Origin of the sequence: Planktotalea sp., from assembly GCF_018607995.1 — a bacterium.
Classification (GTDB): domain Bacteria; phylum Pseudomonadota; class Alphaproteobacteria; order Rhodobacterales; family Rhodobacteraceae; genus Planktotalea.
This window is the reverse complement of sequence record NZ_JABBAL010000013.1, coordinates 1-16,363: the sequence shown is the minus strand read 5'-3', so window position 1 is coordinate 16,363 and position 16,363 is coordinate 1. Positions and strand designations below refer to the sequence as shown.

The following is a 16,363-nucleotide window of genomic DNA, read 5'->3' as shown; positions in this document are numbered from 1 at the left end:
ACTGTATTCCTCTCCGCAATAGCCCTCGCAGCAACCGTCATATTCTAGGCATGAGATCTGAACCCAGCGCTTTTGGTCACCTTTTTCGCGCTATTTGCGCCTTATGTGAAAACTCTTGGCCTCGCGCTTTTGCATTTCAGGTTGCTCAGCGCGCGGATCAAACCAGCGCTCAGTCTGCTCAGCAAGCTCGCCATGGCAGATATTTCCCTAATTGCGGCCTATATCACCGTCGCAAAAAGAATCGGCGTCGGCCGAATCGAGACCGCCTGGGGATTGTATTTGTTTACCGGATGTATCTTAATCCAGTTGTTTTTAGGTCTATTGTCCAAAACCGATCCCGAATACCGTGTCTGAATAGAGGCAAATTTAAGTTTTGAGCGCACTTGCGCATCATTCCCCCTAAGAGCAAGCGATCTGTCAGCTATAATCTGCCTATAGCCTTTGGGGGGTTTACGTATGTCTGCTTTTGCCAATGTTTGGCATATTGCGTCATGGCTCATGCAACGCCTGACGTTATTCTTCCTTATCGCGCTAGCTGCGAGCGCCGCCGTTTACACCATCACTTGCGCTTTTGCCTACGCGGAATGGCTATATTGGTCTATCATCTTTCGCGAAACGATCTACCCTTGAGCGGGTATTCTGGTGCTATCTGCCATCAGTATCTTGCTTGTCGGTTTGTGTTTTTTCCTGCCCTCGCATCAGCACATCACCAAGCTTGAGACATCACACCGCTCCTTCCAGATTGGTATGGAAGACGTCGCTAAAGCATATGCGATTGCACATGCAGAGGATCGCTCCAGCACGTTCAAACTGTCGACCGAATTTAATGCTGTGCGCGAGCGATTGGGCTTTCTACGCGATCATCCTGATCTGGGTCAGCTAGAATCCACAATGTTGGAAGTGGCCTCAGAGATGAACCATATTTAAACCGAGCTTGTCGCGATCTATTCCGATCGCAAAATCGAACTCGCGCGTACTGTTTTGAAAGAGCACCAGCACGAAATCGGCGAATTCAACTTGCGTCTGGGAGAAGGCAAGCTCGTCTCGACCGAGCTGAAAGGTTGGCTAGGCCAGGTCGAAATGGACAAGAGCGTCGCGCGCGCCGAGATTGATCGTTTGGTCGATGATCTGCCCGACGTCCTGCCTGCACTGGGGATAGAAGTCGCGGCGCAAACACCTGAAGATACGGTCATCGCGCTGCCCCACGCCTCAGATTAGCGCGAGTTTGGTTTGACGACACTGCACAGTTTCGTCACAAGGGCACATGGCTAAAAAACCTTCCTTCTCGTGCAATGACTGTGGCAACATCACCTCCAAATGGTCGGGGCGTTGCGAAGCCTGTGGCGCATGGAATTCCATTGCAGAAGACGCAGGTCTGAGCAGTTCAGGCCCCGCCAAAGCGGGCCTCGGCACTGTCCGCGGTCGTGCCGTGCAGCTCACCAATCTCAGCACAGAAGAGGCACCGCCCCCGCGCACCAACTCTGGCCTGAATGAATTGGACCGCGTCTTGGGGGGCGGCCTTGTTCCTGCCTCTGCCACGCTTGTGGGCGGCGATCCCGGCATTGGTAAATCAACGTTGCTGTTACAAGCCGCTGCGGAGTTCGCCAAATCGGGACTGAAAACCATTTATGTCAGCGGCGAAGAAGCCAGCGCGCAGGTCCGTATGCGGGCGCAACGTCTTGGGCTCAAGGACGCGCCTGTAAAATTGGCCGCAGAAACAAATCTGCGCGACATTCTTACGACGCTCGAAATTGAAAAGCCCCAGCTGGCTATAATCGATTCCATACAAACCATTTGGTCTGATTCCGTCGGCAGTGCACCTGGCAGCGTTGCCCAAGTCCGCGCCGCCGCACATGAATTGACCAGTTTCGCGAAACGCCAAGGAATGGCCGTGATCCTTGTGGGGCATGTCACCAAAGACGGCCAAATTGCAGGGCCGCGTGTGGTTGAGCATATGGTGGACACAGTGCTCTATTTCGAGGGAGAGCGCGGTCATCAATTCCGCATCTTGCGCGCTGTGAAAAACCGCTTTGGTCCGTCAGACGAAATCGGCGTGTTTGAAATGACCGGCTCAGGTCTGGCGCAAGTCACAAACCCGTCCGCCTTATTCCTCAGCGAACGCGGCACGCCTTCGCCGGGATCGGTTGTCTTTGCGGGCGTGGAAGGCACGCGTCCCGTCCTGGTTGAGTTGCAAGCGCTCGTCGCGCCATCCCCGCATTCCCAACCCCGCCGCACAGTTGTCGGTTGGGATGGTGGACGCCTTGCGATGATTCTCGCCGTGCTCGAAGCGCGCGTGGGCATTCCGTTCACGGGCCTTGATGTCTATCTCAACGTGGCGGGTGGTATGAAGATCACCGAACCAGCCGCCGACCTCGCGGTCGCTGCTGCACTTTTAAGCGCGCGTGAAGACGACGCTTTACCAGCAGAAACTGTGGTATTCGGCGAAATCAGCCTCTCTGGTGCGCTGAGACCCGCGCCACAGACCGAAAATAGGTTGAAGGAAGCGCAAAAACTTGGTTTTACAGGCGCACTTGCTCCGGCGGGTGGTAAAGGTGTGAACGTCAAGGGAATTACGCTCAATCAAATGAGCGATCTGACGGCCTTTGTCGGTGATGTATTCGGCGCGGGCTAACGCGCGACATAAGGCAAGAAAGCGAGCGGACCTATGGAAGGTTTTACGATTATTGACGGTGTGGTTGCGGTTACCATCGTGCTCTCCGCTTTGCTGGCCTATTCACGCGGCTTCGTGCGCGAAGCTCTGGCGATCGCTGGCTGGTTCGCCGCGGCGATCCTGGCGTTCATGTTCGCGCCACAGGTCGAACCTTTGGTCAAAGAAATTCCTGTCATTGGTGAATTCCTGGCAGACAGCTGCGAATTGGCAATCATCGCGGCCTTCGCGGTTGTGTTTGCAATCGCACTGATTGTGACCTCGCTCTTTACGCCCTTGTTTTCATCGATCGTACAACGCTCTGCTCTCGGCGGGCTTGATCAGGGCTTTGGCTTTTTGTTCGGCGTGTTGCGCGGCATCCTGTTGGTCGCGGTCGCTTTCTTCGTTTATGAGACAGTGATCACCCAGCAAGATATCACCATGGTCGATGAAAGCCGCTCTGCGAAAATTTTCGCGCGCATGACCGGCCAGATTGAAGACCGCAACCCAGAGCAAGCACTCGGCTGGATCACGACCCAGTACGAACAACTTGTCGGCACCTGCGGAACGCCTACAGAATAACTCAAAGTTACCCGTGATGAGCGGGTGACTCGTACAGCGGTTCGGTCTATGAAGCTCGCAATTGCTATGACCTCGGATACGGAGCTGCTCGCCTTGTCCCATATTATGCCGCCTGCCCAACCTTTTGATGATGATAAACTGAAGGAGGAGTGCGGCGTGTTTGGCGTTGTCGGTGTCACAGATGCTGCCAACTTTGTCGCGCTCGGCCTGCATGCCTTGCAACATCGCGGTCAAGAAGCAGGCGGAATTGTCAGCCATGATCCTGAACAAGGGTTCAACTCAGCGCGTCGCTTTGGCTATGTGCGCGATAATTTCACCAAAGCTTCCTTGATGGAAACGCTCCCCGGCCCTCTCGCGATTGGGCATGTGCGCTACTCCACGGCTGGCTCTAAAGGTGCGGTGATCCGAGATGTACAACCCTTCTTTGGCGAGTTCTCCATGGGCGGTGCGGCGATTGCCCATAACGGCAATATTACCAACGCAGATGCTCTGCGCAAAGAGTTGATCGAGCGCGGTTCAATCTTTCAAAGCTCCTCTGATTCCGAGTGTATCATCCACCTGATGGCCCGCTCTATGCAGCGCAATATTCCCGAACGCATGGAAGACGCGCTGCGCCGAGTGGAGGGCGCGTTTTCCATCGTCGCCATGACACGTACGAAACTTATCGGTGTGCGTGATCCATTGGGCGTGCGGCCTCTGGTCCTGGGCAAACTTGAGGGTGACGGTTGGGTTCTCAGTTCTGAAACCTGTGGGCTTGATATCATCGGCGCTGAGTATGTCCGCTCTATCGAACCTGGTGAGATGGTCGTGATCACCGCTAAGAATGGGGTCGAAAGCCACTTCCCGTTCCGCCGCCAAAATTCGCGATTCTGCATTTTTGAACACGTCTATTTCTCGCGCCCTGACAGCATAATTGATGGGCAATCCGTCTATGAAACTCGCCGTCAAATCGGCGTGGAACTGGCGAAAGAAAGCCCCGTAGAGGCAGATATTGTCTGTCCTGTGCCAGACAGCGGCACGCCTGCAGCAATCGGCTTCAGTCAGCAAAGCGGCATTCCCTACGCGATGGGCATCATTCGCAACCAGTACATGGGCCGCACGTTTATCGAACCGACAGAACAGATCCGTAACATGGGAGTGCGCCTGAAACTCAACGTGAACCGCGCGTTGATCAAAGGCAAACGGGTCATTTTGGTGGACGATAGCGTTGTACGCGGCACGACATCGCGCAAGATCAAAGAAATGATTCTTGACGCAGGTGCTGCAGAGGTACATTTCCGCATCGCCTCTCCACCCACAGCATGGCCCTGCTTTTATGGCGTGGACACACCGCAGCGCGACAAACTGTTGGCGGCGACCATGAGTCCCGAGGAAATGCGTCAGCATCTCACAGTGGACAGTTTGAAATTTATCTCGCTCGACGGTCTCTACCGCGCGGTGGGTGAAGCAAAAGGGCGCAACGCGAAATGTCCGCAATACTGCGATGCGTGTTTCTCGGGCGAATACCCTGTGACACCCTCAGATCAAATCACCAAAGGATTCGAGCTGAAAGCGGCCGAATAATCCCATAAACCCTTTTCCTCTTCTAAAAATATCCCCGCCGGAGGCACCCACATGAGCAAAATAGCACTGGTCACTGGCGCATCTCGCGGCCTTGGATTTGCACTGGCAGAAGCGCTGGCTAAGACCCACCACGTGGTTGCTGTCGCGCGCACAACAGGTGCGCTCGAAGATCTCGATGACAAAATCCAAGCTAGTGGTGGCCAAGCCACCCTCGCCCCCATGGACATCACCAATGAGGGTGCGATGGCACAGCTTTGCCGCTCGATCTATGATCGCTGGGGTAGCATTGATCTTTGGTTGCACACCGCCGTTCACGCGGCTCCTTTGACACCAGCGGCGCATATTGATGCGAAAGACTGGGCGAAATCCATTGCCATCAATGCGACCTCTATGGGGTTGCTCATTCCTTATGTTTCCCCGCTTTTGGGAGAGACCGGTACCGCCGTTTTATTTGACGATCAGACCATTGGCGAGAAATTTCATGGCAGTTATGCCGCCTCGAAGGCAGCGCAAATGTCTTTGGCGAAGGCTTGGGCGCGCGAAACCGAGACAACTGGCCCACGGGTTTTGATCGAAACGCCCCCCGCCATGTCTACAGCCACGCGGTCGCGTTTCCATCCTGGCGAAGATCGCAGCGCGCTTGCGCATCCCCGTGATGTGGCCGCAGAGTTGCTTGCACGCGTGATAAACGCCTAAAGCCTTTACGCATCCACGCCCCTCCACTAAGGATCAGGCAAGTGGGCAAAGGGGCTGATATGCGTATACTCATCACCAATGACGACGGGATCAATGCACCGGGCTTGAAAACCCTTGAAAGCATCGCAAACGAGCTTGCGGGCAAAGATGGCGAAGTCTGGGTCGTCGCCCCAGCGTTCGAGCAATCCGGCGTCGGGCATTGCATTAGCTACACGCATCCGATGATGGTCTCCAAAATGGGCGAGCGTCGGTATGCCACCGAAGGATCGCCCGCTGACTGTGTGCTTGTGGGCTTGCATGATGTGATGAAAGATGCGCGCCCCGATTTGATCTTGTCCGGCGTCAATCGTGGCAATAATTCAGCGGAAAATACACTCTATTCCGGCACAATCGGTGCAGCGATTGAGGGCGCGTTGCAGGGCGTGACCTCCATCGCATTGTCACAATATTACGGTGTGCATAACGCAGATATTAATGATCCGTTTCAGGCCTCAGCCGTACATGGCGCGGATGTTGTGCGCCGCATATTGGCGCAAATTCCCGACGATCAAGGCGATTACCGTCTATTATTCAACGTAAATTTCCCTCCTGTGCCCGCAACCGATGTGAAAGGCGTGCAAGTCACCCGTCAAGGCCGGCGTCCTGATGTTTACTTCGGGGTTGAACCCCATATGTCCCCATCAAACCGGCGTTTTTTATGGATTAAAGGTGGCGATCAGCGTGTGCGTCCCAGCGATGGAACAGATGCCGCCGTGAACTTGGACGGCTACATTTCTGTTACTCCAATGCGCGCAGATCTCACAGCGCATGACGCACTTGAAAGCTTCGCTGCAAACCTATGACTGATGCGTCCACATTGATGCAGTTCCTCTTTGCACTGCGCTCCAAAGGCGTGACCGATGCCAGTGTCTTGACGGCTATGGAAAAAGTGGATCGAGCGGCCTTCATTCGTGGCCTATTTTCCGAGCGCGCCTATGAGGACATGCCTCTACCGATCCCATGCGGGCAAACGATCAGCCAACCCTCTGTAGTGGGTCTGATGACGCAAGCCTTGAAAGCCGGGCCGCGCGATACTGTGTTGGAGGTCGGAACAGGCTCCGGCTATCAAGCTGCGGTTCTTAGCCATGTCGCGCGCCGCGTCTATACGGTTGATCGCCACAAGCGCCTCGTAAATGAGGCACGCGAAGTTTTTGACGCGTTGGGTCTCACCAATATTACCGCCTTCACCGCGGACGGCAGTCACGGTCTGCCCGATCAAGCGCCCTTTGACCGCATTCTGGTCACGGCCGCTGCCGAAGATCCTCCCGGCCCTTTGCTTGCGCAGCTCAAAGTGGGTGGCATTATGGTAGTGCCTGTGGGGCAATCGGATGCAGTACAAAGTTTGATCCGTGTCAGCCGTCATGAGCGCGGCTTTGAATATGATGAGTTGCGTCCCGTGCGCTTTGTCCCGCTTATAGAAGGACTGGGACGCGACGGATAAATCTGTTATAAGATCTCAAATTTCCAAGACGCAGTGATCAACACCGCGCGATTGAGGATATCGAGATGACGATTTTTGCAAGAAAATCACCTTTGCGCGACGTTATGTACGGCACCGCCCTTTTAACTCTAAGTGCTTGTGCAGACGGGTTTGATCTGGATCTGCGCGGCTCTACAGGCAACAAATTCGACACCACGATAGCGGCTATCAATGCGACCCAAGATCGCCCACGCCCTGATGAACGCGGTGTCATCACCTATCCCAATTACCAAATCGCCGTCGCTCAGCGTGGCGACACAGTGAGTAGCGTTGCTGCGCGGATTGGCACTGATGCAACTGACCTTGCCCGATACAACGGTCTGTCCCCGGAAACCGCGCTGCGCAAAGACGAAGTGCTAGCTGTGCGCAAGCCAGTCTCAACCCTACCCGGTGGCCCACAAACGGGCGTTGCCACAGCGCCAAGCACTGTTGATATCACAGCATTGGCACAGGGCGCGATCGACAGCACACCCGTTAGCGCCACGGCGCTGCCTGCGGCAAAGCCAACAGAAGCAGAGCCTATGCGCCATCAAGTTGCGCGCGGCGAAACCGCCTTTACAATAGCACGGCTTTACAATGTGTCCGTGCGTTCGCTCGCGGATTGGAACGGGCTTGGCAAAGATCTCGCTGTGCGCGAAGGTCAGTTCCTCTTGATCCCAGTTGCGCAAGATCAACAGGCCGACCCAGATACACCTTTGGCGGCGACTACAAATCCCGGTGCCGGCTCCCCTACGCCGACGCCGCCTTCTGCCATGACACCCCTGCCTGAAGAGAAAACAGAAGCGGCCGCATCTCCAGTTGCAGCCTCAACAGCACCAGTTCTCGCCAAGCCAACGAAAAATGCAAGCCAAGGGCGCATGGCCTTCCCAGTGCAAGGCCCGATCATTCGTGAATATGCGAAGGGCAAGAACGACGGCATCGGCATTGGCGCAAGCGCAGGCACATCTGTTAATGCCGCCGCCGCAGGCACAGTTGCAGCGATCACCGAAAACACGAACAATCTACCGATTATCGTCGTGAAACACTCAAATAATTTGCTAACGGTTTATGCCAATGTCGATGGTTTGAAAGTGAAAAAGGGCGACACAGTTTCGCGTGGCCAGCAATTGGCGAGTGTGCGATCTGGCAGCTCTGATTTCTTGCATTTTGAAGTGCGTGAAGGTTTTGATAGCGTCGATCCACTGCCCTATTTGCAATAAGAGCAGTTTTCTACGAAAATCAGAGTATCTAAATTTTCTAGAAAATTTGTGCTCTCAAAAGCTGTGATTGTGTCGACCAGCGAGATCACAGAAGAACTGCCACGCTACGCGCCCTGAGCGCGATCCGCGCGTGGCTTGCCATTCAATCGCTTCCGCGCGCAATTGCGCAGGATCGATCTTGAGGCCCGCGTTTTCACAATAGCCATCGATCATCGCCAAATACGTATCTTGATCGCAAGGATGAAAGCCCAGCCACAAACCAAAGCGATCCGAGAGCGACACTTTTTCTTCAACCGCTTCACCGGGGTTGATCCCGCTGGATTGCTCGTTCTCAATCATATCGCGCGGCATCAAATGACGTCTGTTGGATGTCGCATAGAGCAAGACATTCTCCGGCCGCCCCTCGATCCCACCGTCAAGCACCGCTTTCAGCGACTTATAATGCTGATCATCATGGCTAAACGACAGATCATCGCAGTAGAGCACGAAGCGCTCAGGCACATCTCGCAAAAGGGCGAGCAAACGGCCCACGCTTGGCAAATCTTCGCGCTGCAATTCAACGATTTTCAGGTTTTGACCATCCTCGAGAATCTGTGCGTGCACGGCCTTCACCAAGGACGATTTGCCCATCCCCCGCGCGCCCCAAAGCAAAGCGTTGTTTGCCGGATATCCATTTGCAAACTGCCGTGTGTTGGCCAGCAACGTAGCGCGGGCACGCCTGATGCCAACCAACAACTCAAGCGGTACCCTGTTCACTTCTGCCACAGGGACCAGTGCATCCGGTCCCGTTTGCCACACAAAAGCGTGCGTAGCAGAAAAGTCGGGGGCCGCCAAAGGTGCTGGTGCCAGACGCTCCAGCGCTTCTGCGATACGATCTAAAGGGTCGATCACTTATCGGCCTCTTCGTCGAACTCTTTCACAAGAGGATCGTCAAACTCTTCCTCGTCATCGTCGTAATAGCCTTCTTCGCGCAGCTTTTCTTCGCGTTTGCTTTCGACATAGCGCACAAGGAAAATCGAAATTTCATAAAGACCATAAACCACAGTGAACAGAATCAACTGGGTGATGACATCTGGTGGCGTCACGAGCGCTGCGAGCAGCAAGATACCAACCATCGCGTATTTGCGCACCGCGCCGAGACCTTCAGAGCTGACCAGACCCGCTTTGCCCATCAAGGTCAAAAGCACAGGAAGCTGGAAACACATCCCGAACGCGATGATAAATTTCAACGTGATATCAAGGCTTTCGTTCACTTTACCAAAAAAAGTAATGCGAACACCGTCGCTATCAACAGGCGGCTCGACGAACAAGCCACCTGTGGGGGGAAGTGCTTCGCCTGCAGGGATATTGCCACCGACGCTCATCAATAGGCCGGTAAAGATCGAACTGATGTCCGCAAAGCCCAAGAAGAAATTCATAGCCAAGGGCGTCACAACGAATTGCGCGAAAGACGCGCCCAACAGGAACATCACCGGGGATGCGATCAAAAATGGTAAAAACGCATTTTGCTCCTTGCGGTAGAGGCCCGGCGCGACGAAGCGCCAAAGCTGGAACGCGATGACCGGAAAGGCGAGAATAAAGCCGAAGACCATCGAGATACGGAACAGCGTAAACAGATACTCTTGCGGAGATGTGTATTGCAGGGTCGGGTTCGGATCGCCCAAACCGCGTAGAGTGTTTTCAATCGGGGCCAGCAGGAATTCGAGGATCGGTTCTGCCATGATGAACGCCAGAACGATACCCACGACGAATGCGCCCACAGCGCGGATCAGCCGTGTGCGAAGCTCTGCCAGATGTTCAATCAAGGGGGCGGAGCTGTCTTCGACCTCGTCCGTGTTGCTCATGCAGTGTCCTTCGCCGCTTTGGGTGCGGTCTTTTTAGCGGCTGGCTTTTTCGCCGCTGTTTTTGGAGCAGTTTTCTTGGGCGTAGCTTTTGGAGTCGCAATTTTCTTCGCAGCAGATGGTTTTTTCGCCGTTGGTTTCTTTGCAGCTTTCTTTGGCGCGGCTTCTTCCGACTTGGCATCCTCAGCACGCTTTGCTTGTGCAGCAAGGCGTTCTTCGGCGCGTTTGGCAGTCAATTCGTGGATCTTCTTGGCGTTTGCCGCACGCTCTTCCGCAAGCTTGCCGGTTTCGCTATCAATGTCCCACTTTTTAAATTCTTTCGTGGCGTCATTGATATCGTCCAGCCCCATATTCTTGGCGCTGGTCATATCTTTGAAACTTGACGTCGCTTCCTTCATGCCGCTGTCGTCAGCAGCTTGATCCATCGCGCGAGAAAATTCGCGCGCCATGCCTTTGGCTTTACCCACATACTGCCCGACCTTGCGAAACAGCATCGGCAAATCCTTAGGCCCAATGACGATCAACGCGACAACGCCGATCACCAAAAGCTCCGTCATGCCCAAATCAAACATTGTCGATTAGACCTTGTCTGTCTCGCTAGGAGTCACGTCTTTCGCGACCTCAGCCGCGTCTTCTTCCAGCTCCGCTGTGCCTTCGTTGACACCTTTTTTGAAGGAAGTAATGCCCTTGCCTACTTCGCCCATGAGTGAGCTGATTTTGCCACGGCCAAACAGCACGAGGACCACAACGGCGATCAAAAGAAGGCCAGGAAGGCCGATATTGTTAAGCATGAGTGTCTCCCTAAATCTTGCTATAAACGCAGCGCTGCGTCCATGTTCTAGATGTATCTATTGTCTTGTCGGCTGTGTTAAAAGGGAGAAACGCGCATTTGCTGCGTAAAAGCGCCGATACTTGTGAAAAACAGCTGTGTTATTTTGATTTTGACTGAAAAATAAAGCAGCGGTCACGTCGGATTGTGAGCCAGAGCGGCGTGCCAGCTTTTGGCAAGAACACGTTGGGCACAGTTGCATGGATCACTGTTTCGCCGTCATCCATGATAAATTCCACAAGGCTTTGCGAGCCGATAAAGCGTGCACGCTGCACGATGGCATGCGCTGCGACGCCATCACTGACCGTCGGCAAAGGCCCTTTGCCACCACGATCGAAATCGATCTTCACATGTTGCGGGCGAAAAACGATGTCAACATCCGCCCCATCCGGCACGCCCGGCGCAAGGAACTGACCGAACGGCGTATCTGCCAAGGCCCCATTTGCGGAACTTTGGATCACGTTGATATCACTAAAAAATCCTACCGCTTCAAGATCCGCTGGGGAATTATAAATATTGTAAGGCGCACCGCGTTGCACAATATTGCCAGCACGCATCAACGCAATTTCATCGGCCATGCGCATCGCTTCTTCAGGCTCATGTGTCACCAAGAGAACCGCTGTCCCCTCGTCCTTGAGCAAGGTCAGTGTTTCATCGCGAATCCCATCTCGCAACCGATTGTCGAGGCCGGAAAATGGCTCGTCCATCAGCATAATTTTCGGGCGTGGTGCTAGAGCGCGTGCAAGCGCGACTCGTTGCTGCTCCCCTCCTGACAATTGATGCGGATAAGCATCGATCAGACGCATCAGGCCAACTTTATTAAGCAATTCCTCAACACGAAGACGTTTTTCTGCGCGTGGACCGGACAAACCGAAGGCGACGTTATCCGCCACGCTCATATGGGGGAAAAGCGCGAAATCCTGAAACATCAAGCCAATGCCCCGTTGCTCGGCGGGCATACTGAAGCTGCCGTCGCACACAAGCGTGCCATCAACCCAGATCTCGCCGCTGTCCTGCCGATCCACCCCAGCAATCATCCGCAAGGTCGTAGATTTGCCACAGCCAGAGGGCCCCAAAAGGCAGGTCACCTGCCCCGCTTGGATGCTAAGGCTGACGTCATCAACAACGCACGCCCCATTAAATTGGCGCGTGAGGCGTTTGATCTCGAGGCGCGCCGGTATGGCCTGCATGGGTGGATCCTACGTTTGAAAGCCGAAGTCAGCAAACTTGATGGATTTTATCAAGAATGGCTTTTCCTAGCAGCCTCACTTCGCTGGTTCAACCTCTTCTGCGGGTCGTCGCGCACCTACGAACACCGCAACAAATCCGACGATGAGGACTACGATACAGATCGCCAATAGTTGTTCATATTTGTGCCCCTCTGGCAGGATCCCCGCTGCCCAATCCGCAGCACGTGCAAAGTATAGGGTCGCGCCGATAAGCGCTGCACCAAAGGCAACCAGATAGGACCAAAGCGCGACTGCGCAGCACATGACCAAGCCCACAATCAGAACAGGTGTGAGGAACATCGAGGCCATTCCGCTAACCGCGACCGTATCAAACAAAGTGGCATTGCCATGAATGAAATTGTGAAGAGCACAACGAAAACCACCATTTGCAGCACATTCGTGCGCAACGCCGCGCTCAAGCTGCCCCATGCGGAATACGCAAGTCCGAGCAGCGCCACCAGCCCGATGAGAGTTCTTTCGCGAGCGCAATTTCGGGCAGAACAGCAGAAAAGATCAAGCCGACAACAATGAGATTGGCAGAGACTTCGGACAGTAACCGCAGCGCAATCACCAGATTGTAGCAACCCGTGCCGACCCGTCCGAAACGCGAGCCAAACCAGTCTTGCACCGATCCAGCCCTCTCGCTCGCAAGCGCGCCACGAAAAATCCACTCGACAAAAATGTTCCGTAGTAGGCCGCGTATGCCAGCGTTCCAGCCATCCCGTAGAAATATCCCAAGATCGCCGCGTTCATCAGGGACCTTGCAAAGATCCATGTGGTGACTTGGCTTAAAACGAGGGTCAGCAGTTTCGGTGCCTGTCCTGTGTAGGACTGCCCGCCAAAGAAGCCGTCAACGGCCACACGACGCGGTGCGGAAGAAGGCTCGCGAGGATAATAACCGCGAAAATCGCAACAACAAAGCTAGCTGTCATGTCAAAGTCCTATCGGTAGATTGTTGCGATCCTGCGGAAAGATGCGATTATCGCTGAACATGGCCTATCTGCAGCACTGACAAAAATGTGAGCCATGGCCGCAGGCTTTCATGATCTGACCTACGATTTTGAGAGCATTAACCTTGCAGTAACCTTGGTCATGCAATGGGTAAAGCCTCCGCTTTTCAAAGGGTCCCTCTCGTGAATGCCACGCTTTATTTTCTCACACCGTGCGTTATCTCTATTCTTTCTCTGTCTTGCGCTGGCAAGTTGCGACAACGCCGAAGATGAAACAGAACAAACCGATTTCGGTGCCACACCGACTGAAGAACAGCTTACCGAATTTGAGGCCAACACGACGCTAACTTCTGATTTTTGGCACTCCAAAAGCAGATGGCACCTTCGACGCTTCATTGAGGACAATCTTCAAAGGCGGGTTTCAGGACGATGCGGGCAACGGATATGCCTTTGAACTTGGTCGCGAAGGCACCGCGTTTAGCGCAGTCGCAGGCATCCTCGAAGCGACCGACCTTGGGGCCTTGCCACCCACAGGGTTTGCCGCGATGAGCGGCCCTTACGAAATACATGAAGTGGGTAAATCTGACGGGGTAAACCGCGAATACGGTGGCGTGCAAACCACACGCGGCCGCATCACGCTACGCGCAGATTTCACATTCGGTACACTGCAAGGAACAGGCGATGTCTTGGCCATTGATGGCAAGTTCAGCGGCGAAATGGTCACTGGGTCGGCGTTTTTCAACAAGCGAGCCGCAGCGCTGACGGGTCAGGTCGGCGCGAGAAGCGCCGTCGGCGTGTTTCACGGGGCCGACGACGCTACCGCCTTTGTAGGCGGCTTTTTGGTAGAGCGTTAGAAGGTCGCGTTTACACCGCCGCCGTCATGCAAAATGTTCTGCCCAACGATGAATGCCGATTGGGTTGAGCACAAGAAGGCGCAGGTCGCACCGAACTCATCCGCAGTGCCATAGCGCCCGGCCGGAATAGTTTTGCAGCGGTTCACTTTCGCCTCTTCAGATGTAATGCCCTGCGCCTTTGCGACACCGCCATCAAGCGAAACGGCACGATCCGTCGCGTGGATACCCGGTAGCAGGTTATTGATATTCACCCCAGATCCCGCAACTTGGCGCGATGTGCCAGCAACATATCCCGTCAATCCTGCACGCGCGGAATTGGACAGTCCAAGCACGCCAATTGGCGCCTTCACGGACTGCGATGTGATGTTCACCACACGACCCCAGCCGCGATCCATCATCGCAGGCACAAGCGCTTTGATCATCGCAATGGGTGCCAGCATATTCGCGTCAAGCGCTTTGATGAAATCGTCGCGCTCCCAATCGGACCACATGCCGGGGGGGGGACCACCTGCGTTATTTACTAGAATATCGACCTCGCCTGCGGCTTTCAGAACCTCCGCGCGACCCTCTTCGGTCGTAATATCTGCGGCAACTGCCTCGACGTTCACGCCGTATTTCGCACGAATATCTGCTGCTGTTTGCTCAAGCGCCTCTGCGCCGCGCGCATTCAAAACAAGGTCACACCCTGCCGCAGCTAATGCCTCCGCGCAGCCGCGCCCCAAGCCCTTGCTTGACGCACAGACAACTGCACGTCGGCCTTTTATTCCAAGATCCATGTCGTTTCCTATCATTTAGGCGCGTTTTGCGGCTGTTTTGCCCGCTATGGCCGTAGTTAAGTCTGTAACCTGCCGCATTTTCATAAAAAGACAACGGCGCAATGTTTAGTTAGACGAGTGTTTCGAATGAATGCAAGTAGCAACTCCGGCAGTGCCCTCGCGCAGAGCATCCCTGTGTATCGCGAAGAAGAGTTTCTCGTTATTGACGGTGCTAATATCGATGACATACTGAGCTTTGCCGCCGAAGTGATGCTTGATGATGTCTACGAACTTAACAATCTCGCCGAACGCCGCCGCCGGTCCTTGCTCGCCAAACTCGACGGCACCTACACGATCGTGGAAGATACTGAAGTAGGCACACCTTTCGCAAGTGTCTTCGTGGATAGTTGCTTCACTGTGATGAGCAGCGACGGTTCCACCCTGGAAATACTGCTGCTTGTTGAACTGGACACCGAGGATCTTGTTGAGAACATTCATGTCGTCCGCCTCGCCCCACTGATTGCAAATGGTCACTATCGTTTGGTCGGCGTTGATGTGGACAATGCGGCCCGTAAATTGGCGCAAGTCGCCTGCGTATCGTTCTCGCGCGGCACCAACATCACCATGAGTTCCAGCGCGCGACGTCCGATTGAATAGCTTCAGATCGGTGACAAAGTCTAGACGCGCGATGATGGCGGTCAAATAATCCGCTGGATCGGCCAACACACAGTGCGCGCGGTCGGGGATTTCGCCCCGATTGTAATTAAGGCGGGCACGCTGAATAACACCAAAGATCTGACGCTTAGCCCCGATCACCACCTGTTCATTTACCAGCACCACGACGCTTTAGGCGCAGGCCGCTCAGAGGTGCTGGTGAAAGCCCGCCACTTGGTGAACGGTGACACGGTTATCCAGCAAAACGTTGGTTTAATTTACTATTTTCAGATTTAGCTTGATCAACACCAGATCATCTACGCCGAAGGTATCGCTGCCGAAACCTTGCTTGTGGACACCCGCACGCGCGCGGCTTTGACGGATACGGTCAGTGAAAACGTGCTCGAAACGCTAAATGGCCGTTCGGGCTGGCTGCATCAAGAATTCGAGGTCGGGTCTGAACTGTTGGGACCGGATGCAGCGGATAAGTTGCGCAAAGCGTCTAAGCGCTGATCCGAATTTTCTAGAAAATTCGCGCCACCGTTGCCAAGCGCACCGCTCAATCATATAGCAGCCTCATGTTAGACACCGTCACAAACCGCCCCGCTCTTCCTGCTGAAATCGCGCGACGTCGCACGTTTGCGATCATTTCGCATCCCGATGCGGGCAAGACCACGCTCACTGAAAAATTCCTGCTCTTTGGCGGGGCGATTCAGATGGCGGGGCAAGTGCGCGCGAAGGGTGAAGCGCGGCGTACGCGATCGGACTTTATGCAAATGGAAAAGGATCGCGGGATTTCGGTCTCTGCATCCGCGATGTCATTTGATTTCAAGCACTTCCGCTACAATCTGGTGGACACGCCCGGTCACTCCGACTTCTCCGAAGACACGTACCGCACGCTTACTGCTGTGGACGCCGCCGTGATGGTGATTGACGGCGCGAAGGGTGTTGAAAGCCAGACGCAAAAGCTTTTTGAAGTGTGTCGCATGCGCGATCTGCCGATCCTGACGTTTTGTAACAAGATGGACCGTGAAAGCCGCGATAC

The 16,363-nt window shown here is 54.5% G+C and carries 20 protein-coding genes and 3 pseudogenes; 16 read left to right on the top strand and 7 right to left on the bottom strand.

The window, feature by feature from the left end:
• Nucleotides 1–54 precede the first annotated feature (54 nt).
• The 11 genes and pseudogenes from QZ280_RS03710 to QZ280_RS03660 form a co-directional block, all read left to right on the top strand.
• Nucleotides 55–354: pseudogene (locus QZ280_RS03710) on the top strand (paraquat-inducible protein A); the annotation flags it as partial.
• A 102-nt stretch (nt 355–456) separates the two neighbouring features.
• Entirely contained in the window at nt 457–630 is a 174-nt protein-coding gene (locus tag QZ280_RS03705) for a hypothetical protein (protein ID WP_293441203.1), read from the top strand.
• 12 nt (nt 631–642) lie between these two features.
• Nucleotides 643–927: a hypothetical protein gene (locus QZ280_RS03700; RefSeq protein WP_293441201.1), complete on the top strand. Its 285-nt coding sequence runs from the start codon at nt 643–645 to the stop codon at nt 925–927.
• A 90-nt stretch (nt 928–1,017) separates the two neighbouring features.
• A complete protein-coding gene (locus QZ280_RS03695; RefSeq protein ID WP_293441199.1) occupies nt 1,018–1,218 on the top strand; it encodes a hypothetical protein in 201 nt (66 codons plus the stop codon).
• 46 nt (nt 1,219–1,264) lie between these two features.
• Entirely contained in the window at nt 1,265–2,632 is a 1,368-nt protein-coding gene (gene radA, locus QZ280_RS03690) for a DNA repair protein RadA (protein ID WP_293441197.1), read from the top strand.
• Between the two features lie 33 nt (nt 2,633–2,665).
• Nucleotides 2,666–3,229, top strand: a complete 564-nt coding sequence (locus tag QZ280_RS03685; RefSeq protein WP_293441195.1) for a CvpA family protein — start codon at nt 2,666–2,668, stop codon at nt 3,227–3,229.
• Nucleotides 3,230–3,334: 105 nt separating this feature from the next.
• Nucleotides 3,335–4,792, top strand: coding sequence for an amidophosphoribosyltransferase (gene purF, locus QZ280_RS03680; RefSeq protein WP_293441204.1), 1,458 nt, complete (start codon nt 3,335–3,337; stop codon nt 4,790–4,792).
• Nucleotides 4,793–4,843: 51 nt separating this feature from the next.
• Entirely contained in the window at nt 4,844–5,488 is a 645-nt protein-coding gene (locus QZ280_RS03675; RefSeq protein WP_293441193.1) for an SDR family NAD(P)-dependent oxidoreductase, read from the top strand.
• Between the two features lie 59 nt (nt 5,489–5,547).
• The gene (gene surE, locus QZ280_RS03670; RefSeq protein ID WP_293441191.1) at nt 5,548–6,330 is read left to right on the top strand and encodes a 5'/3'-nucleotidase SurE; all 783 of its coding nucleotides are present in this window, start codon (nt 5,548–5,550) and stop codon (nt 6,328–6,330) included.
• Entirely contained in the window at nt 6,327–6,968 is a 642-nt protein-coding gene (locus QZ280_RS03665) for a protein-L-isoaspartate(D-aspartate) O-methyltransferase (protein ID WP_293441189.1), read from the top strand. The genes surE and QZ280_RS03665 overlap by 4 nt, the downstream gene beginning before the upstream one ends.
• A 65-nt stretch (nt 6,969–7,033) precedes the next feature.
• Nucleotides 7,034–8,206: a LysM peptidoglycan-binding domain-containing M23 family metallopeptidase gene (locus QZ280_RS03660; RefSeq protein WP_293441188.1), complete on the top strand. Its 1,173-nt coding sequence runs from the start codon at nt 7,034–7,036 to the stop codon at nt 8,204–8,206.
• Between the two features lie 54 nt (nt 8,207–8,260).
• Here QZ280_RS03660 and QZ280_RS03655 read toward each other — a convergent pair whose 3' ends face one another.
• The 6 genes and pseudogenes from QZ280_RS03655 to QZ280_RS03630 form a co-directional block, all read right to left on the bottom strand.
• Nucleotides 8,261–9,097, bottom strand: coding sequence for an ATP-binding protein (locus QZ280_RS03655; protein ID WP_293441187.1), 837 nt, complete (start codon nt 9,095–9,097; stop codon nt 8,261–8,263).
• Entirely contained in the window at nt 9,094–10,050 is a 957-nt protein-coding gene (locus tag QZ280_RS03650) for a twin-arginine translocase subunit TatC (RefSeq protein ID WP_293441186.1), read from the bottom strand. Before QZ280_RS03650 ends, QZ280_RS03655 begins: the two co-directional genes overlap by 4 nt.
• Nucleotides 10,047–10,619 (bottom strand): Sec-independent protein translocase protein TatB, encoded by a 573-nt coding sequence (gene tatB, locus QZ280_RS03645; RefSeq protein WP_293441185.1) that lies wholly within the window; start codon nt 10,617–10,619, stop codon nt 10,047–10,049. Before tatB ends, QZ280_RS03650 begins: the two co-directional genes overlap by 4 nt.
• A gap of 6 nt (nt 10,620–10,625) precedes the next feature.
• Entirely contained in the window at nt 10,626–10,838 is a 213-nt protein-coding gene (locus tag QZ280_RS03640) for a twin-arginine translocase TatA/TatE family subunit (RefSeq protein ID WP_009827815.1), read from the bottom strand.
• Nucleotides 10,839–10,977: 139 nt separating this feature from the next.
• Nucleotides 10,978–12,066: an ABC transporter ATP-binding protein gene (locus QZ280_RS03635; protein ID WP_293441184.1), complete on the bottom strand. Its 1,089-nt coding sequence runs from the start codon at nt 12,064–12,066 to the stop codon at nt 10,978–10,980.
• Between the two features lie 75 nt (nt 12,067–12,141).
• Nucleotides 12,142–13,037, bottom strand: a pseudogene (locus tag QZ280_RS03630) (hypothetical protein).
• A gap of 413 nt (nt 13,038–13,450) precedes the next feature.
• Here QZ280_RS03630 and QZ280_RS03625 point away from each other — a divergent pair.
• Nucleotides 13,451–13,909: a hypothetical protein gene (locus QZ280_RS03625; RefSeq protein ID WP_293441182.1), complete on the top strand. Its 459-nt coding sequence runs from the start codon at nt 13,451–13,453 to the stop codon at nt 13,907–13,909.
• Here the strand turns inward: QZ280_RS03625 and QZ280_RS03620 are convergent.
• Entirely contained in the window at nt 13,906–14,685 is a 780-nt protein-coding gene (locus QZ280_RS03620; RefSeq protein WP_293441180.1) for an SDR family oxidoreductase, read from the bottom strand. The genes QZ280_RS03625 and QZ280_RS03620 overlap by 4 nt on opposite strands.
• Nucleotides 14,686–14,811: 126 nt before the next feature.
• On the opposite strand from QZ280_RS03620, the gene QZ280_RS16210 reads away from it, so the two are divergent.
• From QZ280_RS16210 to QZ280_RS03610, 4 genes and pseudogenes are all read left to right on the top strand, one after another.
• Nucleotides 14,812–15,321, top strand: coding sequence for a hypothetical protein (locus tag QZ280_RS16210; protein WP_365734157.1), 510 nt, complete (start codon nt 14,812–14,814; stop codon nt 15,319–15,321).
• A gap of 36 nt (nt 15,322–15,357) precedes the next feature.
• Nucleotides 15,358–15,615 (top strand): annotated as a pseudogene (locus QZ280_RS16205) (Hint domain-containing protein); the annotation flags it as partial.
• A gap of 48 nt (nt 15,616–15,663) precedes the next feature.
• Nucleotides 15,664–15,831 carry a hypothetical protein gene (locus QZ280_RS16200; protein WP_365734155.1) on the top strand — a complete coding sequence of 56 codons (168 nt, stop codon included), beginning with the start codon at nt 15,664–15,666 and terminating at the stop codon, nt 15,829–15,831.
• Between the two features lie 65 nt (nt 15,832–15,896).
• A partial coding sequence (locus QZ280_RS03610; RefSeq protein ID WP_293441179.1) for a GTP-binding protein occupies nt 15,897–16,363 on the top strand: 467 nt, incomplete at its 3' end.